The organism is Rhizobium sp. 01T437 (assembly GCF_056398505.1).
In genome coordinates this window covers 201,431-227,555 of record NZ_JBFTPM010000004.1, presented here as the reverse complement: position 1 = coordinate 227,555, position 26,125 = coordinate 201,431, and the positions used below count along the sequence as shown (strand labels likewise).

Below are 26,125 nucleotides of genomic sequence, written 5' to 3'. Positions count from 1 at the left end.
AATTGTGGCCTAATATAAGCGAGGTATAATACATTAAGATTCTTCTATATGGCAAGCTTCGCGAAAGCAGAGACACGCTATGGTTAGTGCGAACGAAAGATTTGTCCCGGCATGAAGCCGGTTATCCGCACGTTCATGACTGAAGATTGGGGCGCCGGGAGGCTGGCCATGAGTTCGGTTTCTTCCGTCGGGTCTGTCAATTCCGGCGTCCACCAATCAACCGGTCCGCAGCGGCCGGAGTCCGTTCTCGACTATCTGCAGTCGGATTATCTCGATATCGATCCGCCGGATGTGCATCTGGCGATCCTGAAACTGCTCAGCGACAATCCGAAGTCGCGGGCAGCTTTCGCGCGGGAATATTCTGCCGTCATGGCAATGCCGCAGAATGCTGATATTTCGCCGGAAAACGGCCAGTTCCTTGCGCTCGAGCAGATGATCATCGACAACCGCGACGCCCTTCCGGCGGAGGGGTTCACGATCAGCACAAAGTTGCCGGGCGGCGGTTCCATCGTTGCCGAGGTGCCGCCTTCAAATAGCGGCGGTAAGGAGAGCAGCAGCCCTTTGTCGATATTTTCAAACAGTGATTCAGCTGCGCTGTCGCGCATCGTCAGCGCTCTTATGCTGAGCCATCAAGATGCCGTGGCTGATAGGCTGGATGCGACGCAGGATCAGCTTGCAGAGCTTTACGCCTGAAGAAAAAAGGCCGGCGGAGCTGAGGGAGCTCTTGGCCGGCCGAATTTAGGCTGAAGAAGAAGGGACGATACACTTCAGCCTTCGGGCCAGTGTCACCCGATGCCCCTACCTCTAGACAGCAGCGCCTGAACGCTCACCGAACCTGCCGTTCATGCGGGGTTCACGCAGCCATCACGGGTGCTTTGAAAAGGGGCTTGAAGTCTCAGAAAGCCATACCCATCTGAACTTTGCGGACGCCAGAAGGGTCCGCGCAACCGTCCCGAAGCCGCCAAGAACGGGGTTTCAGGGCATGATATCGCAACACGTCGCTTCCCTAGGAGGACATCATGCGTCACGTAGACTTCTCTCCCCTTTATCGTTCCACAGTCGGTTTCGACCGCCTCTTTACCATGCTCGACAGCCTCTCCCAGCCGGAGCAGGTTCCGAGCTATCCGCCGTACAACATCGAGCGGACCGGTGAGAACACCTACCGTATTACCATGGCCGTTGCCGGCTTCGACGAAACCGAACTTTCCATCGAATCGCATGCCCACGCGCTCATCGTCAAAGGTGAAAAGCGCGAAGAAAATGCCGATGGCAGCGAGTTCCTATATCGTGGCATTGCAAAGCGCGCCTTCGAGCGCCGCTTCCAGCTTGCCGACCATGTCGAAGTGACCGCCGCTTCGCTGAAGAATGGCCTCCTACACATCGACCTCCTGCGCAGCATCCCGGAGGCTCTTAAGCCCCGCAAGATCGCTATTGCCGCTGAGCCAGTCGAGGCTCCGAAAGCGATCGAAGCACAGGTCGTCAACAACTAATCCGCTTTGACGGATCAGACGGAAACGGCGCCCTCGCGGGCGCCGTTTTTGTTTGCGGTCATTTTGTTCAATCAGGCTGGGCTTGCAGCTTCTTGAAGCTGCTTTTCGGTAGCCCGGCGCGCTGCGGCGGCGGCATATTTCTGGGCGATGACGGCGCAGACCATCAGCTGGATCTGATGGAAGAGCATCAGCGGCAGGACGATAGCGCCGATCGACTGGCCGGCGAAGATGACGTTTGCCATCGGAACGCCGCTTGCGAGGCTCTTCTTCGAACCGCAGAAGGTGATGGTGATCTCATCGGCCTTGTTGAAGCCCAGCCAACGGCTGCCGTACATGGTAATGACGAGAACGAGCGCCAGCAGCACCATGTCGGCGATGATGACGGCGGCGATATCGGCGATCGAGAAGGTGTGCCACAAGCCCTCGACGACGGCAGTCGAGAAGGCGAGGTAGACTACCATCAGGATGGAGCCGCGATCGACCGGCATCAGGATCTTCTTCTTGGAGCGGATCCAGGCGCCGATCCAGGGCTGGAGGATCTGGCCGACGACGAAGGGCGCGAGAAGCTGCAGCAGGATCTGCTCGAGCGCGTCGAAGGAGAAACCGCCGTGGCCGCCGACCGAAAAGAGCAGGCCGACGAGGAGCGGCGTCAGGAACATACCGAAGATGTTGGAGGCCGAAGCCGAGCAGATCGCCGCCGGCACGTTGCCGCCTGCCATTGAGGTGAAGGCGATCGAGGACTGCACAGTCGACGGCAGCACGCAGAGGAAGAGGATGCCGAGATAAAGCGGCTGCGGCAGGATCGAATCCGGGATGAAGCCTATCGCCAGGCCGAGGATCGGGAAGAGGCCGAAGGTGGTCAGCAGAATGACGAGATGCAGCCGCCAGTGTAGCAGGCCAGCGATGACAACATCACGCGAGAGTCGCGCGCCGTGCAGGAAGAACAGCAACGCAATGGCGAAATCAGTCGCAACACCGAACCAGCCGGCAAAGGTGCCGCTCGCTGGGAAGATCGAGGCGAGGATGACGGTGCAGACGAGCAGGATCGTGAATGTGTCGGGTAAGAAGCGGCGCATGGCGGTCTCGCTAAGATAAATGAGTCATTGTTTTGTCACTCATTATGATCCAGGATGCAATGAATAACAGTTATCATGGATCTGGATTGTCCTCATGTTGGACCTTTCGCAGCTACGCAGTTTCGTCACCGTCGAGCAGATGGGGAGCTTCACGCTGGCCGCCGAGAGGCTGGGCCTCGGGCAGTCTACGGTCAGCCAGCATATCCAAAGGCTGGAGACTTCGCTGGGGCGACGGTTGCTAGAGCGCGATACGCATAAGGTCGTCCTGACCGGTGATGGCGAGGCACTGCTTTCGCATGCGCGCGCCATGTTGTCGATCGAGGGGCAGGTGCAGTCGCTGTTCAAGGGAGGCAGCCTGCGCGGACGTTTGCGTCTTGGTGTTTCCGAGGATTTCGTGACAAGCCAATTGCCGGCGGTGCTGGAGGATTTCGTGCGCTCGCATCCTTCGGTCGATCTGGAGCTGACTGTTGCGCTTTCAGGCGTGCTCTATGAAATGCAGGACGCAGGAGCGATCGACCTCGTGCTTGCCAAGCGAAGGCTTGGAGATGCGCATGGGCGGCTGGTCTATCGGGAGCCGCTGGTGTGGCTGGCTCGGGATCCGGAGCACATTCTTTCATCCGGCCCGCTACCTTTGATCGCCTTCCCCCAGCCGAGCGTCACACGCGCCATCGCGCTGGAAGCCCTCGGTCGTCACGGCGTGCCCTGGCGCATCGTCTGTACCTGCGGCAGCCTCAGTGGGTTAACTGCTGCGGCCCGCGCCGGCATGGGCGTGCTCGTTCAGCCGCGCAGCATGGCGCCTTCAGGCTTGAAGGAAATTGCGCCGGGCAGGCTGCCTGTCCTGGAAGACGTCGAATTCGTGCTGGTGCCGCGCAAGGGGGCCGATCAGGCACTCGTGGCGGCACTTTCGGACGATATTCTGAAAAAGGTCAGAGGTTTGCGGTCCGCATGAGCGCTTCAAACAAGAATCCCGCCAGGGCCGGCGGGATTTTGTTTCTCAATGCTATGCCTGGAGCCGGAAGAAATCAGGCAGCCAGGCACTTCAGGAAGCCGTCGACATCGGCTTCGGTCGTTGCAAAGCTGGTGACGAGACGGACGAGCGTTTCGCCCTCCGAAACGAGGTCCGGCATGCCGGCCGGAATCGGCCACTCGTAGAATTTTGCGCCTCTGCCCTCAGCCGTCTTTGCCGCTGATTTCTGAATGACTGCGAAAACTTCGTTTGAGGCGGTCGGCCAGGCGAGCCGAGCCGAGTTGCTGGCGCCGATGCCTGCGCGCAGACGTTCGGCCATGGCGTTGGAGTGACGGGCGAGATCGAGCCAGAGGCCATTTTCGAAATAGGCGTCGAACTGGGCGGAGATAAAGCGCGACTTGGAGAAGAGCTGGGCGGCGCGCTTGCGGATGAAGGGCATCTCCTTCGCCTGTTCAGGATTGAAGAAGATGATCGCCTCCGCGCACCAGCAGCCATTCTTGGTGCCGCCGAAGGAAAGGATGTCGACGCCGCGCTTCCAGGTCATTTCGGCAGGCGTTGCGTTGAGCGCGACAAGCGCATTGGCGAAGCGGGCGCCGTCCATGTGCAGCGGCAGATTGCGCTTCTTGGCAATGGCGGAAATTTCGCCGATTTCCGGCAGAGAATAGACGGTGCCGATTTCGGTTGCCTGGGTGATGGTCACAGCGGTGGCGCGGCCGTGATGAACGGCGTCCTCGGGGAAGGCGGCAATCTTTGCAGACAGCGCTGCCGGATCGATCTTGCCGAAATCGCCGGCGACCGACACCAGGCGGGAGGAGCCGGAGAAGAATTCGGGAGCGCCACATTCGTCCTGCATCACATGGGCTTCCTGATGGCAGAAGGCGATGCCGCCGGGACGCTGCACGCTTGCAAGCGAAAGCGAGTTTGCGGCGGTGCCGGTGGCGACAAAGAAGACGGAAACCTCGCGATCGAAGATTTCGGAGAAGCGGGCTTCCACCTTCCTGTCGTAGTCGCTGTTGCCGTAGGCGGCGGCAAAACCAGCGGATTCAGCCAGCAGGCGTTCGGCAATGGATTTATGGGCACCGGCCCAATTGTCAGAAGCAAAAAACATGGAAGAAACCATTGAAAATGATGGGGCGGGAGGTTCGGATGGGGACATTACGCCAAAGCTTCACGGGATCAAGGGCGGAAGTCTGGATGCATYACAAAAATTGAACGGCGCAATCAATAAACAAAATGACATTAAATGGCGTAATTTTATGTCGCACTTTTTGCTGATTTGGCAATCTTCCGTCGCAAATTGACGTTTTTTTAAGAGCACACTCTTGCGAAGAGGAATTGTTTCTGTCATTGAACTGATGAACTAGGACAGGGTTGCTGTCCTATTTTGGCCTTCCCGGCCGAAGAGGCGCCGAAAGCCCTGGAACAGAGCGGCTTTCACGCTATAGTTCTTTCGAGTGCTGAGCCTTCACATGGCGGCGCGCGGAGGCGAATGGCAGGCGCGGAACGCGACGGTTTGCTTTCCCTAAAAAGCAGACGTCTGCGACCGGATCTTCACAATGCAACAGCGCTGTCACGCGCCGGACCTATCTTAAAGGGTGCGGTGCGCGACGAAAAGCCGCCCGCAGCCCCGCGGGCTTCGACAGGAGGAAGACGATGACGAAGAAGACGCCATCCACGCAGATTGACCAGTTCGCAGCAGCAAACGTGCGCGCAACGGCCAATACGCGTAAATTCGCCTCCGGCCTGCCGAAAAAACAGGGGCTCTACGATCCGCGAAATGAACATGACGCCTGTGGTGTCGGCTTCGTTGCGCATATGAAGGGCCAGAAGTCGCATCAGATCGTCAAAGATGGTCTCTTCATCCTCGAAAACCTGACGCATCGCGGTGCCGTCGGCGCCGATCCGCTGATGGGCGATGGCGCCGGCATTCTCGTGCAGATCCCCGATCGCTTCTTCCGCGAGGAAATGGCCCTGCAGGGCATCACCCTGCCGAAGGCCGGTGAATATGGCGTCGGCCATATCTTCATGCCGCGCGACGAGCAGCAGATCGAGCACTTCAAGAAGGTGATCAAGGACGTGATCACCGAAGAAGGCCAGGTTCTCATCGGCTTCCGCGACGTGCCGGTGGATAATTCCTCGCTCTCCAAGGCGCCGGCGATTGCCGCGACCGAGCCGCATCACGTGCAGGTCTTTATCGGTGCCGGCAAGGATGCTGCGACGAACGACGAATTTGAGCGCCGGCTCTTCACGCTCCGCAAGGTGATCTCCAACCGGATCTATGACGAGTTCGACGGTGAGGAGAGCCACTTCTATCCGGTGTCGCTGTCCAGCACGACCGTTGTCTACAAGGGCATGTTCCTGGCCTATCAGGTCGGCGCCTATTATAAGGACTTGGCGGACCCGCGTTTCGAAAGCGCGGTCGCTCTCGTGCACCAGCGTTTCTCGACCAACACCTTCCCGTCCTGGAAGCTCGCGCATCCGTACCGCATGGTCGCCCATAACGGTGAAATCAACACGCTGCGCGGCAACGTCAACTGGATGGCGGCGCGTCAGGCCTCGGTCTCGTCTCCGCTGTTCGGTGAAGATATCTCCAAGCTCTGGCCGATCTCTTATGAAGGCCAGTCGGATACGGCCTGTTTCGATAACGCACTCGAATTCCTCTTGCGCGGCGGCTATTCGCTTTCGCATGCGGTGATGATGCTGATCCCGGAAGCCTGGGCCGGCAACCAGTCCATGTCGCCGGAGCGCAAGGCATTCTACGAATATCATGCCGCCCTCATGGAGCCTTGGGATGGTCCGGCTGCCGTTGCCTTCACCGACGGTAAGCAGATCGGTGCGACGCTCGACCGTAACGGCCTGCGTCCGGCACGCTACCTCGTCACCAACGACGACCGGGTCATCCTCGCCTCCGAAGCCGGCACGCTGCCGGTTCCGGAAGAGAGCATCATTCAGAAGTGGCGCCTGCAGCCGGGCAAGATGCTGCTGATCGACATGGAAGAAGGCCGCATCATCTCCGACGACGAGGTGAAGGCGCAGCTGGCGAACGCGCATCCCTATCGCAGCTGGCTGAACCGCACGCAGCTCATCCTCGAAGACCTGAAGCCGGTCGAACCGCGCGCGCTTCGCCGCGACGTTTCACTGCTCGACCGCCAGCAGGCCTTCGGCTACACGAGCGAAGACACCAGGATCCTGATGTCGCCGATGGCGACGACGGGCCAGGAAGCGATCGGCTCGATGGGCACGGATACGCCGATCTCGGCCATGTCCGAGAAGTCGAAGCTGCTCTACACCTATTTCAAGCAGAACTTCGCGCAGGTTACGAACCCGCCGATCGACCCGATCCGCGAAGAGCTCGTCATGAGTCTCGTCTCCTTCATCGGTCCGCGTCCGAACATCCTCGACCATGAAGGCATGGCGAATGCCAAGCGTCTCGAAGTGCGCCAGCCGATCCTGACCAATGGCGATCTCGAAAAGATCCGCTCCATCGGTCACACGGAAGACCGTTTCGACACCAAGACGCTCGATTTCACCTACGACGTGGAGCGCGGCGCCGAAGGCATGCCTGAGATGCTCGACCGCCTCTGTGAGCGGGCGGAAGCCGCGGTCAAGGGCGGCTATAACATCATCGTGCTGTCCGATCGCCAGGTTGGGCCTGACCGTATCGCGATCCCGGCGCTGCTGGCGACCGCCGCCGTGCACCATCATCTGATCCGCAAGGGGTTGCGTACCTCGGTCGGTCTCGTTGTGGAAACCGGCGAGCCACGCGAAGTGCACCATTTCTGCCTGCTGGCCGGATATGGTGCTGAAGCGATCAATCCCTATCTCGCCTTCGACACGCTGCTCGACATGCATGCCAAGGGCGAATTCCCGAAGGAAGTCGACGCCAACGAAGTCGTCTATCGCTACATCAAGGCTGTCGGTAAGGGCATTCTGAAGGTCATGTCCAAGATGGGCATCTCGACCTACCAGTCCTATTGCGGCGCGCAGATCTTCGATGCGATCGGCCTGCAGTCGGAATTCGTCGACAAGTACTTCTTCGGCACGGCGACGACCATCGAAGGCGTCGGCCTGGAAGAAATCGCCGATGAGACGGTTGTCCGTCATAAGTCCGCCTTCGGCCGCGACCCGATCCTGGCAAGCACGCTCGATATCGGCGGCGAATATGCCTACCGCATGCGTGGTGAAAGCCATGCCTGGACGCCGGATGCCGTGGCTGCCCTGCAGCATGCGGTGCGCGGCAATGCCGAGGATCGCTACCGCGAGTTCGCCGAGATGGTGAACACGTCGGCGCTGCGCATGAACACGATCCGCGGCCTCTTCAAGATCAAGGATGCAGACGCGCTCGGCCGCAAGCCGGTGCCGCTCGATAGCGTCGAACCGGCAATCGATATCGTCAAGCGCTTCTCCACCGGCGCTATGTCCTTCGGCTCGATCAGCCGCGAGGCTCATACGACGCTCGCGATCGCCATGAACCGGATCGGCGGCAAGTCGAACACCGGCGAAGGCGGCGAAGAGAGCGACCGCTACATGCCGCTGCGGGATGGTTCTGCCAACCCCGAGCGTTCGGCGATCAAGCAGATCGCTTCCGGCCGCTTTGGCGTGACGACGGAATATCTGGTCAATGCCGACGTGCTGCAGATCAAGGTCGCGCAGGGCGCCAAGCCCGGCGAAGGCGGTCAGCTGCCCGGTCACAAGGTCGATGCTGTCGTTGCCAAAACCCGTCACTCGACCCCGGGCGTCGGCCTGATTTCGCCGCCGCCGCACCATGACATCTATTCGATCGAAGATCTGGCGCAACTGATCTACGACCTGAAGAACGTCAATCCGACCTCGGATGTCTCGGTCAAGCTCGTCTCCGAAGTCGGCGTCGGCACGGTTGCTGCCGGCGTTGCCAAGGCGCGCGCCGACCACATCACGGTGTCCGGTTTCGACGGCGGCACCGGCGCCTCGCCGCTCACCTCGCTGAAACATGCCGGTTCGCCGTGGGAAATCGGCCTTGCCGAAACCCAGCAGACGCTGGTGCTGAACGGCCTTCGTTCGCGTATCGCCCTGCAGGTCGATGGCGGCCTGAAGACTGGCCGCGATGTCATCATCGGCGCGCTGCTCGGTGCCGACGAATTCGGCTTTGCGACGGCTCCGCTGATTGCGGCCGGCTGCATCATGATGCGCAAATGCCACCTCAACACCTGTCCGGTTGGCGTGGCGACGCAGGATCCCGTGCTGCGCAAGCGTTTCAAGGGCACGCCTGAGCACGTCGTCAACTACTTCTTCTTCGTCGCCAACGAAGTACGCGAAATTCTGGCCTCTCTCGGCTTCACCAGGCTCGATGACATTATCGGCGCTTCGGAACTGCTCGAGAAGGACGAGATGCTGGCGCACTGGAAGGCCAAGGGGCTCGACTTCGCAAAGATCTTCCACAAGGTCGATGCGCCGAAGGAGGAGACCTACTGGACGACGCGCCAGAAGCACCCGATCGACGACATTCTCGACCGCAAGATGATTGCAGCGGCCGAACCGGCACTGGCATCGAAGACACCTGTCGCCTTCGAAGTCGACATCAGGAACGTCGACCGTTCGGCCGGCGCGATGCTGTCAGGCGAAGTGGCCAAGCGCTACAACCACCGCGGCCTGAAGGAAGACACGATCAATGTCACCCTGAAGGGCACGGCCGGCCAGAGCTTCGGTGCGTTCCTGGCGCGCGGCGTCACCTTCAACCTGATCGGCGACGGCAACGACTATGTCGGCAAGGGCCTTTCTGGCGGCAAGATCATCATCCGCCCGCCGGAGAACTCGAGGATCGTCGCTGAGAACTCGATCATCGTCGGCAATACCGTGCTCTATGGCGCGACCGAAGGCGAATGCTATTTCCGCGGTGTTGCGGGCGAGCGTTTCGCGGTTCGTAACTCCGGCGCCATCACTGTCGTCGAAGGCGTGGGCGACCACGGCTGCGAATATATGACGGGCGGCGTGGTCGTCGTGCTCGGTGCAACGGGCCGCAACTTCGCGGCCGGTATGTCCGGCGGCGTGGCCTATGTTCTCGATGAGGCCGGTGATTTCGCCAGCCGCTGCAACATGGCCATGGTCGAGCTCGAGCCGGTTCCGGAAGAGGACGACATGCTGGAGAAGCTGCATCATCACGGCGGCGACCTCATGCACAAGGGGCGTGTCGACGTTTCCGGTGATATGACGCGTCACGACGAGGAGCGCCTCTATCAGCTGATCTCCAACCATCTGCACTATACGGGCTCCACCCGAGCCAAGGAAATCCTTGAGCACTGGGTCGATTACCGCCCGAAATTCCGCAAGGTCATGCCGGTCGAATACCGTCGTGCGCTTGAGGAAATGGAGCGCAGCCGGATGGGCATCGCTGCCGAGTAATTGCACCGAACAATCCGCCACGCCTGAAAAGCGCGTGGCGGGTGACTGAAATATCTCAATGACACACGACGATCAGCCGCAAGCCTGAAGCTTGTGCAACTGCGTGGATGGCGACAGGGGATATGTTCGAATGACGGTCAAGACAAACAACCTGCCTCCGCGATCGAGGCTGAACAGACAACTGGCCGCGGGCGAGGCGGTCATGACGGTAAGGGACGAAAATATGGGTAAGGTTACAGGTTTTCTGGAAATCGACCGGCAGGTAGCGAAGTATCAGCCGGCGTCGGATCGTATCCGGCATTTCCGCGAATTCACGATCCCGATGTCAGACCCGGAAGTACAGAAACAAGCAGCCCGCTGCATGGACTGTGGCATCCCCTATTGCCACGGCCCGACCGGCTGCCCGGTGCATAACCAGATCCCGGACTGGAACGACCTCGTCTACAACAACAACTGGGAAGCGGCGATCCAGAACCTGCATTCGACCAACAACTTCCCGGAATTTACCGGTCGCGTCTGCCCGGCGCCGTGCGAGGAAGCCTGCACGCTGAACCTCGAAGACGCTCCGGTCGCGATCAAGACGGTCGAGCAGGCGATTGCCGACAAGGCCTACGAGCTCGGCTTCATCCGCCCGCAGCCAGCGACGATCCATACCGGCAAGAAGGTCGCGATCATCGGTTCTGGCCCGGCCGGCATGGCGGCGGCCCAGCAGCTCGGCCGCGCCGGCCACGACGTCCATGTCTACGAGCGCGAGACGAAGCCGGGCGGGTTGCTGCGTTACGGCATTCCGGACTTCAAGATGGAGAAGAACTTCATCGATCGCCGCGTCGAGCAGATGAAGGGCGAAGGCGTGACCTTCCATTGCGGCGTCAATGTCGGCGTCGATGTCAAGGTCGAACAGCTTCTGGCTGATTATGATGCCGTGCTCTATTGCGGCGGCTCCGAGACGCCGCGCGAAGCCGGCATTCCGGGCGCCGATCTTGCCGGCGTTCACGATGCGATGCCGTATCTCGTGCAGCAGAACAAGCGCGTCGGCCGCGAAAACATCGACAGCACCGGCTGGCCATCCGACCCGATCCTCGCCGGCGCCAAGCATATCGTCGTCGTCGGCGGTGGCGATACGGCGTCGGACTGCGTCGGCACGGCTTTCCGTCAGGGTGCGGTCAAGGTGACCCAGCTCGACATTCGCCCGCAGCCGCCGGAAAAAGAAGACAAGCTGGCAGTCTGGCCGTTCTGGGCGACGAAGATGCGCACCTCTTCCTCGCAGGCAGAAGGCGTCATCCGCGAATTCCAGGTGGCGACGCTCGAATTCGTCGGCGAAGACGGTGTGCTGACCGGTGTGAAGTGCTGCGAAGTTGATGAACGCCGCCGCCCGGTTCCGGGAACGGATTTCATCATCAAGGCGGATCTTGCCTTTATTGCCATCGGCTTCAGCGGTCCGTTCAACGACAGCGTGCTGAAGGAGCTCGACGGCAAACTGACGCTCAATGTCGACAAGCGCGGATCGACCAACGTCGTTGCCAACGACAGTGACTACAAGACCTCGATCGACAAACTCTGGACGGCGGGCGACGTGCGCCGCGGCCAGTCGCTGGTGGTCTGGGCAATCCGCGAAGGCCGCCAGGCTGCACGCGCGATCGACGAGACGCTGATGGGCTCCACCGTCCTGCCGCGCTGATCGGCCTCAAATAATTCGTCGAGCAATAAAACTCCGCCGCATTCCGGCGGAGTTTTTCGTGGTGCGACCGGTTGACGCGCCGTGGCTTCCGGCAAGCTTCATGCAATTCCCGAGCTGCAGTTTTCCTGCGTATGCAGGCCCGAACCGGCCTGCGGCGACTGGCCGGACATGCCCCCGCCCGTTCAGTCGTGAGGCGTTTCACTGTTGGCCGCGGCGCAAGGGACATGGTTGCTGCGGGCCATCACAAAGGACAAACCATGGTTTCCGCAATCGACAGTACGCGGCTGGTCTCAGCCCAATACGCCCTGAAGAACCTGCGCGGTTCCGATGACGACAGCAGTCAGAGTGCCACCGATTCCTCCAGCGCTGCCAGCATTCTCAGCAGCTATGGTCTCGACCCGGACACGTCGTCGCTGCTTTCCAACAATGCGCTTGCAAGCCTGCTCGACACGCTTTCGACGCAGAACGATCAGACTGACGAGACGACGGACACATCAAGCGAAAATCCCGATGTGACGAGTTCGTCCTTCATGGCCATGCTCAAAAAGCAGCTTGAAGAGGCGGCCCAGCAGGAGGGCACTGATGGTACGGCACATGACATGCTGGCAGCTCTTGAAAACGGTACGCTGACGGTATCCGATCCGACGCAAGGCGTTTCCATCACCGCTTGGGATGTCGAAAATCCGGATGAAGCGAATACGGACAGCAAGCCCGGCACCGATATCGACGCCAGCGGCTGGAACGACTTTCTCAACGCGCATCTGAAGCGCGGCGATGATGCCTCGTTCGTCAAGCAGGCCGGTCACTATGTGGATAAGGTCGACAACAGCAATGCCTATTTCGGCCAGATCGGCTCTGACTTCTACTATCTGACTTGGCCGCAGGCGACAGCCAAGTAATTCGGGACCATCGATTTTCGGGTCAATGCGTAGATTCAAAGAGTTAGAGCGCCCCTAATGCGTCCGAATGGGCGCACGGCGCTCTAACGGCCGTTTCTCATTTCACGGAAACTTCCGCCGTCGTCTTCAGCGTCGGCATGCGATAGTCGTCGATACGGCCTGCCGGCGCCGGTGCCATCTCTCCCTGTTCGACCAGCAGATCACGTGGCGATTTGGTCAGTGTTACCGGTGGCGTCTTGCTGGCGCCGAGCAGTTCCGCTCCGCCATCAAGGTTCGGGTCGGACAGGCTGATCGGTTGTGTGTGTTCCACCGGATTGGTGGGCAGCGTCAGCGCCGGCAGGTTGCCGGGGTCGAGGCGCACCAAGTCGGGACTTGCCTGGGTGCCGAGAAGGCGGCGCGCTGGCTTTTCCACATAGAAGGCAAGCTTGCGGCGGCCGGCCTGGGTCAGGTTGATGCCGTCAGTGGTGCGCAGGCGTACCTGCTGGCCGTTGACATCGGAGCCGGTGACGATGAACTTGCCGTTCTCGTCCACGAAACCGTCCCAGATGTCGACGAATTCGCCACCGATGCTTTCCATCTGGTTGCGGTAGAGCTGGTTCATCTGAACGGCATCGGCCGTCATCGAATCGGATTCAAAGGCAGGAAGTCCGACCCAGAGCAGCGGGATCTTGCGGCTCGTGATCTCTTTGCCGAAGGCCAGCACGCGGCGCTGATACTCGGTAAACCAGCCGTCGGTTCGAAATTTTTCCTTGCCGGCATCGGTCACCATCTGCTGGCGATCATTGGCGCCGATCATGACGACGACCATTGCCGGCTTCAGATCGTCGATCATCTTCGGCAATTCGCCGGGCCAGTTGTAGTAGTCGTCGCGCACGAGGCCGGATGAGACATTGCTGCGGGCCTCGACCACGACGCCGGGCGAGGTTTCAAAGGCGGCGGTGAGGCCGTCGCCCAGGCCGCCGGCGAGAAAATCACCGACGATCAGGATTTTCTGGGCATTGTCCAGCTTTTGGACCACGGGTTCAGCGGGCGCGACGGGCGCCGTGCGCATTGGCGTCACGGCCTTCTGCGCGGGTGGGCGCCTACGTTGTTGCTGTTGCCGCCGCGGTTGGCCGCGTATTTCGGGCTGCGGGTTCTCATCGATGTAACGGCGGCCGAGAAAGAAATCGAGGATGGAGCGGCGCTGATAGCGAAGCTCCTGCGCCTGTGCATAGTCGGCCGGCAGCATCGAACCAAGGCAAAGGGATAGCGTGGCTGCGGCAAGCGCAAGCCCACGAATCCATCGGGTCCGGTCAATTTGTCTCGTCATCGGGCAGTTCCGCATCTGCCGGGCATCTTGCATAGGCAGCTGCTTTCCGTCCACACCACCGATATTATTTAGGTCAGGCTTTCCCCGCTTCTACAGCATCGGCCCGAAAATCGGAATGATTTTCGGAAAGCACGATACGTAGATTCAAGGAGTTAGAATGTCCTTTGTGCGTCCAAATGGACGCACGGGGCTCTAACGGCGCAGTGCGTCGAGAAGCGAAAGTGAAGGTTCACCATCCGGCTGCATGCCGATGCGCTCCTGAACAGCGGCGATGGCTGCCTTGGAGCCGGAGCCGAAATTGCCGTCGACATCACCACTGTAATAGCCAAGCGTCTTCAGACGCGTCTGCAATTCGAACTTCTCGGTGATGTCGAGCGCACCTTCCGGACGCGGCCAGCGCTGCTGCATGCCGCCAAAGCCGGCAATCTGGTCTGCAAGCAGGCCGACGGCGAGCGCATAGCTGTCGGAGGCATTGTAGTTCTTGATGGTGAAGAAGTTCGCCGTCATCAGGAAGCCCGGACCATCCGCACCGGCCGGCATCTTCAGCATGGCGCGGGTGTCGCCATCCTTGAAAGGCTTGCCATTCGGACGCTTCAGACCAAGGGCTGCCCACTGGGCGAGCGTGCGCGTCTTGCCGACCTGCTGTGCGGCAGATGCCGGTACTGCGACCTCGTAGCCCCAGGTTCTGCCAGCGTCCCAGCCGTTCTTCATGAGGAGATTAGCCGAGGTCGCCAACGCATCAGGAACGGAATTCCAGATGTCGCGATGGCCGTTGCCGTCAGCGTCGACCGCATAGAGAAGATAGCTCGTCGGGATGAACTGGGTGTGGCCCATGGCGCCAGCCCAGGAGCCGGTCATTTCCTTGGCGGGCACGTCACCGTTCTGCAGAATCTTCAGGGCTGCGATCAACTGCTTCTTGGCATACTTCGCGCGCTTGGGATCGGCAAAGGCAAGCGTTGCCAATGCGCGGGGCACATAGTGAAGGCGCTCATCCTTAGCGAGAACTGCGCCGTAGTTTGATTCCATCGACCAGATGGCGAGCAGAATCGATTTGTCGACGCCGAAGTGGCGCTGGATCACATCCAGCGTCTTGGCATGCTTGGCGGCCATCTTGCGGCCGATTTCCACAGTGTAGGGATTGACGCGGGAATCGATGTAATCCCAAATCTTCGATGTGAATTCAGGCTGATAAGTCGCCTTTTCCAGCACAGTGGGGTCAGGTTCGCTTACCCCGGAAAAGGCTTTCTGATACGTTGCCTTACTGATGCCACTCTGCGCGGCAGTTTGGTAGAAGTCCGCGATCCACTTCTGGAACCGGGCATCAGCTTTTGCATTATTGGGGGCCAGTCCGGTCGCGGTGGCGACAACGAGGGCGAGAGCAAGACCACGAAGGGAGTTTATATATTTCTGGGTCATCGGCAGTCGTATCCGTCATCTTCAGTTTTAGCTTGGGCGGTACGTCATGTCCGTCCTACACCGAAATTACAGGAACGGAGTCAACAAATTCTTTACCATGCCCGGCCGGTCCAGTCACCATTTGCAAAACGGTAGCAATTCTATACTAGTTCAAATCGATGTAGCGTTTCGTTAAAAGCGGTATAGTCAAAACAGGAGGTCGGTGTGGCTCTGAATAAGAAAGTTCGCAAGGCAGTATTTCCAGTCGCAGGTCTGGGAACGCGGTTCCTTCCAGCCACTAAAGCGGTTCCAAAGGAAATGCTGACGGTCGTCGATAAACCAATCATTCAGTATGTTGTCGACGAAGCACTTGAAGCAGGCATTGAACATCTGGTTTTTGTTACTGGTCGTAACAAGCATGTCATCGAAGACTACYTCGATATTCATTTCGAACTTGAGCAGACGCTCAAGGAGCGTGCCAAGAAGGCGGAAATCACCCTGCTGCAGCAGCAGCTTCCCAAGGCAGGCACGGTGAGCTTTACCCGTCAGCAGGAGCCGCTCGGCCTCGGCCACGCCGTCTGGTGCGCCCGCGAGATCGTCGGCGACGAACCTTTCGCACTTCTTCTGCCCGACATGATCATGAAGGACGAGAAGGGTTGCATGAAGGGCATGATCGAACTTTATGAGCACAGCGGCGGCAACATCATTGCTGTTGAAGAGTGCGCTCCCGACCAGGCTCACAAGTACGGTATCGTCGGCGTTGGTGATGCGATCGGCGAAGGTTTTCGCATCACCGGCATGGTCGAAAAGCCGGCCAAGGGCACGGCCCCTTCCAATTTCTTCATCAACGGCCGCTACATCCTGCAGCCGGAGATCTTCAAAATCCTGGAAACCCAGGAACGCGGCGCAGGTAACGAAATCCAGCTCACCGACGGCATGCTGAAGCTGCTCAAGGAGCAGGATTTCGCGGGTTACCACTTCAAGGGTGCGACCTATGACTGCGGTGCCAAGGACGGCTTCATCCTCGCCAACGTCGCCTTCGCTCTCGAGCGTGCGGATATCCGTCCGACGGTTGAGGGCGGCTTCAGGGACCTTCTCGCCAGCCTGAGCTAAAGCTCATCAGCGCTTCACCTTGAGACCGACGCCGGCTCGCCATTGCTGCGAGTCGTCGCCTTCCTTGCGTGTCGTCAGCTCGTAGCCAAGCGTGCTGGTGAAGTCGAGGTAGCGGTTGATATTCCAGACAAGACCAGACGAGGCGGTGTAAACCGTCTCGTCATTTATGGTGCTGCCGCTCGGATAATCGCGCAGCGTCACGCCGCCGATGACCGTCGCCACCAGATTGTCGCGCAGCTGATGATCGACTGTGGTCGTCAGCTGATGCGAGACATAGCCGCTTTCGCCTGCCGAAGTGGAGGGCTGGATGCTGGTCTGGAGATTGAGATTGACATTCGTTCCGCGGATCGGCGACCAGAGCAGGCTGGCATCGAGTGTTGCCGTATCGATCGATTTCAGACGACTGTCGTCGAAATCCGCCGTTGCATAACCGACCGCAACCTCGCCCTTGAGTTTTTCGCCCATATCGACCTGCACGCCGCCCTTGGCGCCGTAGCTATCTCCCGAACGCTGGTAACCCGAGGAATCGGTGCGTTCGTCATAATTGGTTTTGCCAACTGACGCTTCGATGAACGGAATGAGTGCCGGCGACAGTTCATAGCCGATGCGACCGCGAACCGTGCCTGTCGTCTGATTGCGGTCGCTCAGCGAAACCGTCGTGCCGTTCGAGAGCGTGGCGTCCGAATAGATCGAGCGGGAGAGTGCAACGGCGGCCGTTCCGCGCAAGATTCCAAAATCGTGCTCGATGGAAGCACCGCCCGTAAATTCCTGCACATCGGATTGCTGATCGGCGTTGGCGATCGCATCCGGATCATCCGTATCCTCGCGATAGAAATTATAGCCGCCGGTGATGTGGCCGACCGTGTCGCGCGTCAGGTCCAGCCGCAGATCGCCATCGATCTTGAAGGAAGGCTGCTCTTCACCTTCGCCGCTGATGTTCTTCTGCCAAGCGCCTTCCGATGTGACGGTCAACTGATGCCGGCTCCAGTCGGAGGTCAGCGTTGCGCCCATATCGGTTTCGAGGAAGCCGCGGCTCTTTTTCGTGCCGCCGTCCTTCGTGGTCTCGCTGTTGATCGTCTGGGTGACGCTTGGGCGCAGCACGAAGCTGCCGAGGGGGATGCCCGGCGTTTCTTCGGTCGAGGCGCTCCCCGGCACTTTTCGCGTTGACGTTTCGTCAAAGCGCGGCTCACGAGTGTTCAGCCTGCGCATGTCCTCGTCGAGGATTGCGCCGGTAATCTCGTCATCGGGCTGCGTCGCCGAAGCAGGTGCTGCGACGGAGTTCGCATCTTGGGCAGCGGCATTGGCGGGAGTGGTCGTGGCGTCGTCTGCGTCACCGAAGTCCGGCGGCGCATTGTTTGCGCCGGCGCGCTGTGTGGCGGAGGTAGCCCCGGTGCGCGAATTCGTAGTGCTTGCCGACTGCTGCTGCGATGTCGTCTGCTGCGCGTAAGCGATGGGTGCAATCAGCAGGCCGATAGCCGCAACGGAGACGGCACGGCTCATGGCGCGGAGCGGCGTCACACTGCTCGTCTGTTTTCCCTGGCCCATTCAATCCGCGCCTGAAATGCTTCGAAGTCTTACCCAAGCGTAATATCTATCGCTGTTTTACATACACATTGAGCAGCGGCTTAAGTGTTTGTTTTCAAGCAATAAAAATTACGAATGAGCTTGCACTGGATTTTGAACGGGAAACGTTAGTTTATGGTTAATAGTTGGTGAAAATATCCGACATCCATTTACGTCGTCATCCGCTCCGACGAACTGGACAATGGCATTGTCAGGTGCCAGCCGGAGATAGCTGAAAGCTTCACTCTAAAGATTTCGTCATTCCGCTGCGCTCCTGAAGGCGTCGAAAGCGTTCACGAGCTTTCCGTCACGTAGCTGATAAGCTCGGAAACCACTGCCAACGACCAGTGTGGTGATGTTGTTAATGCTGTCAAAGGTGGTTTCGCTGATAAGCTCGCGGATCGCCGCGTAGGCTTCAGCGCGAAGGGCAAAGCGCGTCTGCTCGTCGTCGGAAGCCTCCCACGCCTCGCGTAGCTGCGTAATCTGGTTGCTTGTCGCGGCGGGGTCGGCGTTGCGGTGAACGATTCGCTGCCGCTCCGCACGGCAATGCTGCAAGTCTTCCTCGATCATCCGCCGTTCCATCTGACGCGCTCTCAGCAATTGGACGATGCTTTCGATCTCTTCGCTACTGTTCTCGACCAGTAGTGCCAGCCGCTGTTCCTTGCGGCGGAGATCATCGAGCTTTAGGGTGTGTTTGGCGATGGTTTGGTCCAGCTCTGCAAGTGCCGCGTCGAACCGTGTCGCTTGTAGTGTATTGGCTAGATTGAGTTCTCGGACGTGATCGAGAATAGCGGCTTCAAGGGGTTCGTAGCGGAAGTTCTTGCGTCCATCGTTGCAGCGATGGCCTCGAACGTGGTTCGCGCAAACAAGGTAGCGGGCAGCTCCGTCTTTGACCTGGCTGATCTTCATCGTCATCGGCCCATGGCAATGAGCGCAATGGCAAAGCCCGGTAAAGAGATTGGCGATCGTCTTGCCCTTGCGTCCCGGCTTGCCGATTAGATCACGCATCGCCTGCACCCGCAGAAATAAATCCTTGTCGATAACCGCAGGGAAATAACCCTCTATCGGATCGCCGTCCGGCACGCGCTTGCCGTCAACCACGCGATGCGGCTGGAACGTCCCGATGACATCTGAGCGTTTCAGGATAAGCTTGATGATGCTTTGATACCAACCTTTGTTGGTGCCGAAAGTCGGAGTGCCGTTCGCATTGAAATGCCGTGCAATCGCCGTCGATCCGAGACCACGCGACGCCAATTCGTAAATCATGCGAACCGTCTCGGCATGGTGGTTCAACGTGAACTCATACCTGTTGCCGTCGATGCGTCTGGCGTCGATCCAAGCGGGCGTCAGTCCGGTGATATGCCCTTCGCCGGCCCTGGCTTTTTCCCGCTTTCTCTTGTTGGCCGCACCGATGCGCTCGCTCTTGGTCTGGCTCTCTTCGTGGCCGCGCGACATCACTGCGAGCCCGATGATGAGCTTGGTCCAGTCACCGTTGAGAACGTCGCGGCTGTAGACCTGTTGCCCGTCGCGGCCGAGCGTGACGATGACGATCCCCGCATTGATGATTGCCATGAACAGCGTCAGCGCATCCGGCACTGCTTCCCGTGAGAGGCGATCAAGGCTTTCGATCAACAGATAGCTGCCTTTGGAGATTTCTCCATTCTCGACCATCGCCAGAAATCGGCCAAGCGCACCGTGCTTGAAATTTTTTCCCTTCCATGCCGACACGCCCAAGTCCTGCAAGCTGTCGTCCAGAAGCAGAGAGTGTTCGTCAGCGTAGGCCCGCGACCGCTCAAGCTGCCGGCGCAAGCTATCGCCGCGAAGCTGCCGTTGGCTGCTCATGCGCACGTACGAATAGGCTCGAATTGGACCCGATGATTGGTTATTTGACGAATACCCCTGCATGACTGCCTCCAGTATTATCCTGGGGCTAGCATGGATGCATCCGGTGATCGAGCAAACTTCATGATTGACGACGATAATTTTTTCGATCACAAATGAGGGAGAAAAAATTATCGAGGCACATAATGGCGACCGCCCATCTTTACGTCAACGATATCGAAATTGACACACGCCTTTCGGCATTTGATGCAACTCGTGAAGAGCTGATTAACATCGTAAGGGAAGTGGTGGGCGCGCGCGCGGATGCCGTCGATGATGACCCTATTACCGCCGCTGGCTTGTTCGCATATATTCATGGCACACGCCATACCCGCGCTCTCTTTCGTTCCAAGGGCTGGAGACACGAGAGAAAGGAAAACATTGAGGCCGTTCGCCACTTTGAAAGCAACCTCAAGATAATCTATCAGAGCGTCGATGTGGCTTGCGATGAGAAACATATTCCGCAGGCTATTTCTGGAAAGGGCAGCGGTGCCGAGCGAGCGATTGACTTGGCTCAAGGCAGCCTTTTCCCCGACGGCGAACTTGACGCGGTGACGTTTCAGCCTGTAACGGCTCCCCCGGTTGGCGTTTGGTTTTTCTGTGTGTCCGTCAATGGGGAGGACGTGCGTGCGGAGCTTTCAAAAGCTGCGGGCGTTTCTAACGGAAATTTCAGGCAGTTCGAGGAGCGCATTTTCATCATTCGTAAAGGTGAATGGGAAAATGTTCGAGTGAAGGAAGACGTTGAGCCAGACGGTGTTGAGTTCGTACCTGTAGTTCGACGCAAGTAGGAAGATGTTCAATTTCACGAGGTTGGAACTTGCTAGGCAGCGACGGCGAGTGACGGCTAAGGTGTTAGCAGAGTTGGCCGGAATAGCACCGGTCACGCTCTCTCGCATAGTTAACGCCCAGCAAACGCCTGATGAAAGCACTGTGGATGCTTTGGCTAAGGCGCTAAAGTATCCGCGTGACTTTTTCTTTCTCGATGATGTTAATCCCATTGATGTTCAGGCTGCGAGTTTTCGAAGCCTCACATCTATGAGCGCAAGAGAGCGTGACGCCGCGCTGTCGGCAGGCGTGTTGGCATTTGCCGTCTTGGAATGGGTTAAGCAAAGATACGATTTGCCGATCATCGATCTTATCGATCTTAGCCACGAGCGGGATCCGAGCAAGGCTGCGCGCCTATTAAGACAGCATTGGGCGATTGGTGAAAAGCCCATCGGCAATATGATCAAGTTGCTTGAGACCAAAGGCGTCAGGGTTTTCTCGCTCGCCGAGGAGACAAAGAACGTCGATGCTTTTTCGTGCTGGCGGGACAATGAAGCATTCGTCTTTTTAAACACGTTCAAAACAGCGGAGCGGAGCCGGTTTGATGCGGCTCACGAACTTGGGCATTTGGTGATGCACAAGCATGGGGGGCCCCAAGGACGAGAAGCTGAAAACGAGGCAAACGCCTTTGCATCAGCGTTTTTGATGCCGCATGATGATCTGGTGTCTCATATTCCCTACGTCAGCAGTGTCGATCAAATCGTCAGAGCAAAAAAGCGGTGGGGGGTTGCTGCTGTGGCCCTTGCCTATCGACTGAACAAGTTGGGCAGATTGACGGAATGGCAATATGTGCAACTCAATCGCAGATATCGCACAGCCGAACCGGATGGCTTGCCTCACGAAAAGTCTGCGGTGTGGGAAATGGTTCTCAAGGACCTATGGAAGCAGGGCGTTTCTAAAAATCATATCGCTCGTGACCTCCGCATTCCGCCGGAAGAGATCGAGGACTTGCTATTTGGATTGACGGTCGATCCATCGCCACCTTTGCGAAACGACAACAAAGACCGATTGCGCCTTCTTTAGCTTGCGCATTGTCTGAACTGTTCGCTTGCCCTTTTGGCGGACGATATTCCTACCCGATGTCGGCGGACTGGAAGTGCAAACAGCTATATCAGTGTAATGTTGTGGCTAGCGGAGGCGAACCAGGGGCGCCATAAGGAAAGCCGCCATTGGACGCGTCGGCATGATTGAACACCGTCATCTCCCAGGCACCATCGGGGCCTTTGGCGTAATAGATATCCAACTGAACCGGAGCGCCGAGCTTGTCATAGGCGATGAGCGAACTCTTGTTCGTATGGACGCTGTCGGCCTGGTTCTGTGCCGGTGTCTGCCCGATCAGGAAGGGTTTGAATATGCTGGTTGATGGTGAGAGATTGTAGGACAGGCTCAAGCCGCCGCTTCGATTAGCAACGGTCGGGTCGTTACTTGGGAGCGAGGTCATCCCGGTCAGATCAACATCGAAGCTGTTGCCTGCCGAAATCGGCACAGTCAACGAGGCCGGGCCAAGCAGCGCCCCAGTCGAGGGATCGAAAGTGAGGGTCTGCGTGGTCAATGCCGGCGTCGAATAGGGAAAGCCGCCCGCTGTGGATGCTGCACTGCTGTAGTAGCTGACCTCCCATGTGTTGGGGCCGGTCTTGGCGTAATAGACGTCGAACGAGGTCGGCGGACCAAAATCGACAAAGCCTGTCCACGTCTGCTTGGCAACGTAGACGCTGGCAGGATCGTTTGAAGACGGCGGCAGTTCGCCGCCTGCCGTATCGACCTCGGGAGCGTCCGACGGCAGGTTTGTCTGCGCTCCCATATTGTTGGTGCTCGGCCCTATCGCTTGCGTCATGCCGGAAAGATCGATTGTGAAGGGATCGTCGAGGGCCGAGATCGTCAGCATGGGATTGCCGCCGACGACGGCTCCCGTCGCGGGATCGAAGGTCAACGTGGTCGTCGCCATTGGCGCAGGATCGGACACGTCATAGGGAAGGCTCGACGACAACGCGCCATGTCGTCCGAAGGCCGTAACCTCCCATTTGTTGTCGCCAACCTTAGTCACGTAGACGTCAGCATAAAAATCCTCAGTAACATCGGACGAGGAGACCGTGAACTTGCGGTCATAGGATGCCGGTAACTTGTTGTCCGATGGCGCATGCATCATGCCGGTCGCGGCTTCGTCCGCATTGGCTGGCAGATTGACCTTGAACACACCCGAGGTCGAAGGATGGACGGACAGGCCGCTTCCATTGAGATTGATCGGCACGAGACCGGAAAAGCCGTTGACCACGGCGGCCGGCGCCCCGCCGTCAAACGTATATCCCATCAACGTGTAACCAGCCGAATTGACCAGATTGCCGAACGCATCTTTGGTGAAATCACCGGCGCGCGTCAGCACCGGAATGCCGGAAGCATCCTGCACGACGAAGAAGCCTGCCCCGCTGATGGAAAGATCGGTGTCGGAAGTCGTAAAGCTGATATCGCCCTGCTCGGAAATAGCGCGGCGAATGCTCGTCTGCACGCCGCCTGAATTGTAATTGCCCGAAGCCGACGGCAGCACCATTGAGGAAAAGCTGGTGGACGCGCGCTTGTAGCCGGTCGTATTGGCATTGGCGATATTGTCGGCCACGGTGGAAAGCCGGTTGGCTTGGGCGTTCATGCCCGACACGCTGGTCTTCATGCTGCCAAACAAACTCATAGCAATATATCCTTGATGCGAATGAATATGGCGGAACGCTATGGACCGAGGCTTGCGTGAGGCTGAAATTAAAATAACGCCAAATAAAAATTCTCGAATAAACCATTGGTGCAATCGGACAAATCATTACTAAGATTTGGCTTACAGGGAGAGTTGCTGTCGAATTCGCCGAATATTACATTCACAATTCCGAACGGCGAGCAGGTAAAACTCGATATTACCGACACCACGCAGCTTGCAGCCGATTTCATGGCCATCGACGCCGATGTGAACGGCAATGGTGCAAGTTCGGTCGTTGGCTATGATATCTCGGAGGACGGCATCGTTTCCCTGAAATATGCGGATGGAACGTTCGATCCCAGATACCGCATCCAGCTTGCCGATGTAGCAAGCCCCGACAATCTGACGGTCTTGAACGGCAATGCCTACTCAATCAACGGCGCATCCGGCATCACCGTCATCGGTTTTGCCAACTCAGGGAGCTTTGGTTCGATCAAGTCGGGATCGCTGGAGAACTCTAACACCGACCTGGCCTTCGAATTCACCGAGATGATCGAGAGCCAGCGCAGCTATACGGCCAATTCCAAGGTCTTCCAGACCGGATCGGATTTACTCGACGTGCTGATCAATTTGAAACGATAAGGAACCCTCGCTGCCCGGAGATTGTTTCGCAAGTTGCGTTTACATTGCTGTCACACTTCGCCAGTAAGGCGGTGAAAACAAACGGAACCAAAGGTGGACAGCGTGACGCGGAAAAAGATCGATACGCTCATCATTGATCTGGACAATACGATCTATGATTGGTTCGCCATTTGGTATGGAACATTCAAACCAGTCTACGACGAGATTTGTAAGGTTGCTGGTGTCCCGATCGATGATGTGAACAAAGCTATCCGTGATGTTCACAAGGAACGAGGCACCTCCGAATATACGTTCCTGCTTGAGGAGGTATCTGTCCTCAGCGAGATCCGCAATAAGCACGAGATCCGCGAGCTTTTTGCCGACGCTGTCGCGGCATCCCATAGTGAGAGAGACCGCAAACTTCAGTTATATCCAGGTGTTTTCCGAACGCTATGGGCGGCGAAAGAGGCCGGGACAAGGATTATCGCATATACCGAATCCATGAGCTTCTACAGTGCGTACCGCCTGAAGCGTCTCGGGCTTGATGGTCTGATTGATCTGCTTTTCAGCCCCCAAGATCATGATATGCCCAAAGGCGTGTCGGTAGCAAAATTTCGAAGCCTGCCGGATCAATTTTACGAACTGCAAGTCACAGAGACCAGGCATACGCCGGCAGGCGAACTCAAACCCAATCCCGGCCTGCTGCTAGACATCATCAAATCGGTCGGGGCCGACGCATCTCGATGCGCCTACGTCGGAGACAATCTAATCAAAGACGTTGCTATGGCCCGTCAGGCAGGGATCTTTGATTTGCATGCCAAATACGGCGAAGCACAAAAGCTACCCGAATACGACTTACTTCGTTCGGTTTCGCATTGGACCGATGCGGATATTGCACGTGAGAAATCAATCGTCGAAAACGGCGCTGATTTTATTCCCAGCGCCACTCTTCACGAGAGTTTCTCAGAGATCTTTGAATATTGTGAATTCGTTCCTGCAACACAGGAAAGGACGCGCGAGATCAAAGCCGAAGATGAATTGAAGAATGCGCTAGAGATCTGGAAAAAATCCGTAGACGTGCAGCAGCACTTCAACGACCTTTCCATGCGTATTCGAAACTTTGCAATCACCGTGGTCGGCGCGCTCGTCGCCACTGTCAGCTTCACTTACCAATACGGGCTCCAGTTGAGCGTTTTCGGAATTACGCTGCCGGCTGGCACAGGTATCGTTATCGCCGCTATGGCATCATGGATCGCGTTTTACATGATGGATGCTCATTGGTACCACGTTCTTCTGAAGGGCGCGGTGATCCATTCCAGCAAGATCGAAGCCATGTACGCGGATAGACTTCCTGGGATCGGCTTGGGAGAAACGATTACAAAATCAAGCGGCGAGGTTACCCATTTCGGGTTCAAGATGAATTCGACACGCAGGCTAAAAGCGTTTTACCTAATTGGCGGCTTCATGCTTGTAGTTCTCTTTATCGTCTTGCTCATTTCCAAGCCCAATCCGGTGATAAGATTGCCGCCAGTCAGCGCTCCGACGACGACAAGTTCGGCACTGCCTTCAAAGTAGCTACCAACTCTTTGCTCGCCCTTTTGATAGACGGCTGTATTCCCGGATTTACGATCAACGGTTTCGGGAAAGGCAAAGACATGTCTCATTTGAAGGGTTTGAAGCTGGCTCAGGCAGTTCCGGTTCGCGCGAGCATCGATCCGGTGCAGCGTTCACGGGAGAAGGTGATCGCAGCCCTTATCGAGCAGAAGCAGATGGCCGAGGCGAAGATCGCCGGTCAGGCATTCGTACCCACGCATATCGTTCGCCGCAAGAATGCCGAGGGCCAGCGCGTCGAGGTCGAAACCGCTAAGCGCGTTCGTCAGGGCTGGTTCGCGGATGCGGCGGGCGAGGTGTTCTTCGCCCTGCGCTATGCAGGCAGGTCTATCGATTTCGCCAAGGACAAGAACGCCATCGAGGTTGGCGAGCTTACCGCACTGCCGGCAATCATCGATACGCTGGCTGAGGCCGTCCGCACCGGTGAGCTTGATGTGCAACTGACGGCGGCTGCGGCCGAACGCGGTAAGCTGCTGCGCAAGGCGAAGTAAGCGGTGTTCTCTCCTCTCGGATAAGCACGACCCCCATAAGATGGATTATCATCTTATGGGGGTCGTGCTTTCTGCCTCCGGGTCCATTGGAGCGTCAACGGCGCGCGTCTGGTCTGACTGCTGTCTAGCTGCGCTTTCGCCCTTCGCC

At 58.1% G+C, this 26,125-nt stretch carries 20 protein-coding genes; 13 read left to right on the top strand and 7 right to left on the bottom strand.

Features of this window, described 5'->3' with window-relative positions:
• The first annotated feature begins 168 nt into the window (after positions 1-168).
• On the top strand, positions 169-693 hold the full coding sequence (locus AC1DM5_RS09700) for a hypothetical protein (RefSeq protein WP_477818239.1): 525 nt from the start codon (positions 169-171) through the stop codon (positions 691-693).
• Positions 694-1,019: 326 nt separating this feature from the next.
• On the top strand, positions 1,020-1,490 hold the full coding sequence (locus tag AC1DM5_RS09695) for an Hsp20 family protein (RefSeq protein ID WP_007822816.1): 471 nt from the start codon (positions 1,020-1,022) through the stop codon (positions 1,488-1,490).
• Between the two features lie 71 nt (positions 1,491-1,561).
• On the opposite strand, the gene AC1DM5_RS09690 is transcribed toward AC1DM5_RS09695, so the two are convergent.
• On the bottom strand, positions 1,562-2,566 hold the full coding sequence (locus tag AC1DM5_RS09690; protein ID WP_477818240.1) for a bile acid:sodium symporter family protein: 1,005 nt from the start codon (positions 2,564-2,566) through the stop codon (positions 1,562-1,564).
• Between the two features lie 94 nt (positions 2,567-2,660).
• Between AC1DM5_RS09690 and AC1DM5_RS09685 the strand changes: the two genes are divergently transcribed.
• The gene (locus AC1DM5_RS09685; RefSeq protein ID WP_113181487.1) at positions 2,661-3,515 is read left to right on the top strand and encodes a LysR family transcriptional regulator; all 855 of its coding nucleotides are present in this window, start codon (positions 2,661-2,663) and stop codon (positions 3,513-3,515) included.
• A 73-nt stretch (positions 3,516-3,588) separates the two neighbouring features.
• On the opposite strand, the gene AC1DM5_RS09680 is transcribed toward AC1DM5_RS09685, so the two are convergent.
• Positions 3,589-4,641, bottom strand: a complete 1,053-nt coding sequence (locus AC1DM5_RS09680) for a threonine aldolase family protein (RefSeq protein ID WP_477818241.1) — start codon at positions 4,639-4,641, stop codon at positions 3,589-3,591.
• On the opposite strand from AC1DM5_RS09680, the gene AC1DM5_RS09675 reads away from it, so the two are divergent.
• The 4 genes from AC1DM5_RS09675 (at position 4,640) to AC1DM5_RS09660 (ending at position 12,488) form a co-directional block, all read left to right on the top strand.
• A complete protein-coding gene (locus AC1DM5_RS09675) occupies positions 4,640-4,834 on the top strand; it encodes a hypothetical protein (RefSeq protein WP_477974942.1) in 195 nt (64 codons plus the stop codon). The genes AC1DM5_RS09680 and AC1DM5_RS09675 overlap by 2 nt on opposite strands.
• A 352-nt stretch (positions 4,835-5,186) precedes the next feature.
• On the top strand, positions 5,187-9,911 hold the full coding sequence (gene gltB, locus AC1DM5_RS09670; RefSeq protein WP_477818243.1) for a glutamate synthase large subunit: 4,725 nt from the start codon (positions 5,187-5,189) through the stop codon (positions 9,909-9,911).
• Positions 9,912-10,134: 223 nt separating this feature from the next.
• Entirely contained in the window at positions 10,135-11,589 is a 1,455-nt protein-coding gene (locus tag AC1DM5_RS09665) for a glutamate synthase subunit beta (protein ID WP_477818395.1), read from the top strand.
• 257 nt (positions 11,590-11,846) lie between these two features.
• Positions 11,847-12,488 (top strand): hypothetical protein, encoded by a 642-nt coding sequence (locus AC1DM5_RS09660; protein ID WP_477818244.1) that lies wholly within the window; start codon positions 11,847-11,849, stop codon positions 12,486-12,488.
• Positions 12,489-12,585: 97 nt separating this feature from the next.
• On the opposite strand, the gene AC1DM5_RS09655 is transcribed toward AC1DM5_RS09660, so the two are convergent.
• Both AC1DM5_RS09655 and AC1DM5_RS09650 read right to left on the bottom strand, forming a co-directional pair.
• Complete coding sequence (locus tag AC1DM5_RS09655) at positions 12,586-13,797, bottom strand: SGNH/GDSL hydrolase family protein (RefSeq protein WP_477818245.1); 1,212 nt, start codon at positions 13,795-13,797, stop codon at positions 12,586-12,588.
• A 192-nt stretch (positions 13,798-13,989) separates the two neighbouring features.
• Positions 13,990-15,213, bottom strand: a complete 1,224-nt coding sequence (locus AC1DM5_RS09650; protein ID WP_477818246.1) for a lytic murein transglycosylase — start codon at positions 15,211-15,213, stop codon at positions 13,990-13,992.
• A 204-nt stretch (positions 15,214-15,417) separates the two neighbouring features.
• Here AC1DM5_RS09650 and galU point away from each other — a divergent pair, with 204 nt between their 5' ends.
• A complete protein-coding gene (gene galU / locus AC1DM5_RS09645; RefSeq protein WP_477974940.1) occupies positions 15,418-16,305 on the top strand; it encodes a UTP--glucose-1-phosphate uridylyltransferase GalU in 888 nt (295 codons plus the stop codon).
• A 6-nt stretch (positions 16,306-16,311) separates the two neighbouring features.
• Here galU and AC1DM5_RS09640 read toward each other — a convergent pair whose 3' ends face one another.
• A complete protein-coding gene (locus AC1DM5_RS09640; protein WP_477818247.1) occupies positions 16,312-17,850 on the bottom strand; it encodes an outer membrane beta-barrel protein in 1,539 nt (512 codons plus the stop codon).
• Between the two features lie 276 nt (positions 17,851-18,126).
• Positions 18,127-19,773 (bottom strand): recombinase family protein, encoded by a 1,647-nt coding sequence (locus tag AC1DM5_RS09635; protein ID WP_477974938.1) that lies wholly within the window; start codon positions 19,771-19,773, stop codon positions 18,127-18,129.
• Between the two features lie 122 nt (positions 19,774-19,895).
• On the opposite strand from AC1DM5_RS09635, the gene AC1DM5_RS09630 reads away from it, so the two are divergent.
• Positions 19,896-20,537 (top strand): hypothetical protein, encoded by a 642-nt coding sequence (locus AC1DM5_RS09630; protein ID WP_477974936.1) that lies wholly within the window; start codon positions 19,896-19,898, stop codon positions 20,535-20,537.
• Between the two features lie 4 nt (positions 20,538-20,541).
• The gene (locus AC1DM5_RS09625; protein WP_477974934.1) at positions 20,542-21,597 is read left to right on the top strand and encodes a helix-turn-helix domain-containing protein; all 1,056 of its coding nucleotides are present in this window, start codon (positions 20,542-20,544) and stop codon (positions 21,595-21,597) included.
• 88 nt (positions 21,598-21,685) lie between these two features.
• On the opposite strand, the gene AC1DM5_RS09620 is transcribed toward AC1DM5_RS09625, so the two are convergent.
• Entirely contained in the window at positions 21,686-23,254 is a 1,569-nt protein-coding gene (locus AC1DM5_RS09620) for a flagellar hook-basal body complex protein (RefSeq protein WP_477974932.1), read from the bottom strand.
• A gap of 153 nt (positions 23,255-23,407) precedes the next feature.
• Here AC1DM5_RS09620 and AC1DM5_RS09615 point away from each other — a divergent pair, with 153 nt between their 5' ends.
• The 3 genes from AC1DM5_RS09615 (at position 23,408) to AC1DM5_RS09605 (ending at position 25,977) form a co-directional block, all read left to right on the top strand.
• On the top strand, positions 23,408-23,896 hold the full coding sequence (locus AC1DM5_RS09615) for a flagellar hook-basal body complex protein (protein ID WP_477974930.1): 489 nt from the start codon (positions 23,408-23,410) through the stop codon (positions 23,894-23,896).
• Positions 23,897-23,989: 93 nt separating this feature from the next.
• Positions 23,990-25,450 carry an HAD family hydrolase gene (locus tag AC1DM5_RS09610; RefSeq protein WP_477974928.1) on the top strand — a complete coding sequence of 487 codons (1,461 nt, stop codon included), beginning with the start codon at positions 23,990-23,992 and terminating at the stop codon, positions 25,448-25,450.
• Positions 25,451-25,530: 80 nt separating this feature from the next.
• Entirely contained in the window at positions 25,531-25,977 is a 447-nt protein-coding gene (locus AC1DM5_RS09605) for a DUF6641 family protein (protein WP_477974926.1), read from the top strand.
• The last annotated feature ends 148 nt before the right edge of the window (positions 25,978-26,125 follow it).

Excerpts from the sequence above, each read along its gene's own strand:
- AC1DM5_RS09700 (WP_477818239.1), top strand. The coding sequence starts at position 169 with ATGAGTTCGGTTTCTTCCGTCGGGTCTGTCAATTCCGGCGTCCACCAA.
- AC1DM5_RS09695 (WP_007822816.1), top strand. The coding sequence starts at position 1,020 with ATGCGTCACGTAGACTTCTCTCCCCTTTATCGTTCCACAGTCGGTTTC.
- AC1DM5_RS09690 (WP_477818240.1), bottom strand. The coding sequence starts at position 2,566 with ATGCGCCGCTTCTTACCCGACACATTCACGATCCTGCTCGTCTGCACC.
- AC1DM5_RS09685 (WP_113181487.1), top strand. The coding sequence starts at position 2,661 with ATGTTGGACCTTTCGCAGCTACGCAGTTTCGTCACCGTCGAGCAGATG.
- AC1DM5_RS09680 (WP_477818241.1), bottom strand. The coding sequence starts at position 4,641 with ATGTTTTTTGCTTCTGACAATTGGGCCGGTGCCCATAAATCCATTGCC.
- gltB (WP_477818243.1), top strand. The coding sequence starts at position 5,187 with ATGACGAAGAAGACGCCATCCACGCAGATTGACCAGTTCGCAGCAGCA.
- AC1DM5_RS09665 (WP_477818395.1), top strand. The coding sequence starts at position 10,135 with ATGGGTAAGGTTACAGGTTTTCTGGAAATCGACCGGCAGGTAGCGAAG.
- AC1DM5_RS09660 (WP_477818244.1), top strand. The coding sequence starts at position 11,847 with ATGGTTTCCGCAATCGACAGTACGCGGCTGGTCTCAGCCCAATACGCC.
- AC1DM5_RS09655 (WP_477818245.1), bottom strand. The coding sequence starts at position 13,797 with ATGACGAGACAAATTGACCGGACCCGATGGATTCGTGGGCTTGCGCTT.
- AC1DM5_RS09650 (WP_477818246.1), bottom strand. The coding sequence starts at position 15,213 with ATGACCCAGAAATATATAAACTCCCTTCGTGGTCTTGCTCTCGCCCTC.
- AC1DM5_RS09640 (WP_477818247.1), bottom strand. The coding sequence starts at position 17,850 with ATGGGCCAGGGAAAACAGACGAGCAGTGTGACGCCGCTCCGCGCCATG.
- AC1DM5_RS09635 (WP_477974938.1), bottom strand. The coding sequence starts at position 19,773 with ATGCAGGGGTATTCGTCAAATAACCAATCATCGGGTCCAATTCGAGCC.
- AC1DM5_RS09630 (WP_477974936.1), top strand. The coding sequence starts at position 19,896 with ATGGCGACCGCCCATCTTTACGTCAACGATATCGAAATTGACACACGC.
- AC1DM5_RS09625 (WP_477974934.1), top strand. The coding sequence starts at position 20,542 with ATGTTCAATTTCACGAGGTTGGAACTTGCTAGGCAGCGACGGCGAGTG.
- AC1DM5_RS09620 (WP_477974932.1), bottom strand. The coding sequence starts at position 23,254 with ATGAGTTTGTTTGGCAGCATGAAGACCAGCGTGTCGGGCATGAACGCC.
- AC1DM5_RS09605 (WP_477974926.1), top strand. The coding sequence starts at position 25,531 with ATGTCTCATTTGAAGGGTTTGAAGCTGGCTCAGGCAGTTCCGGTTCGC.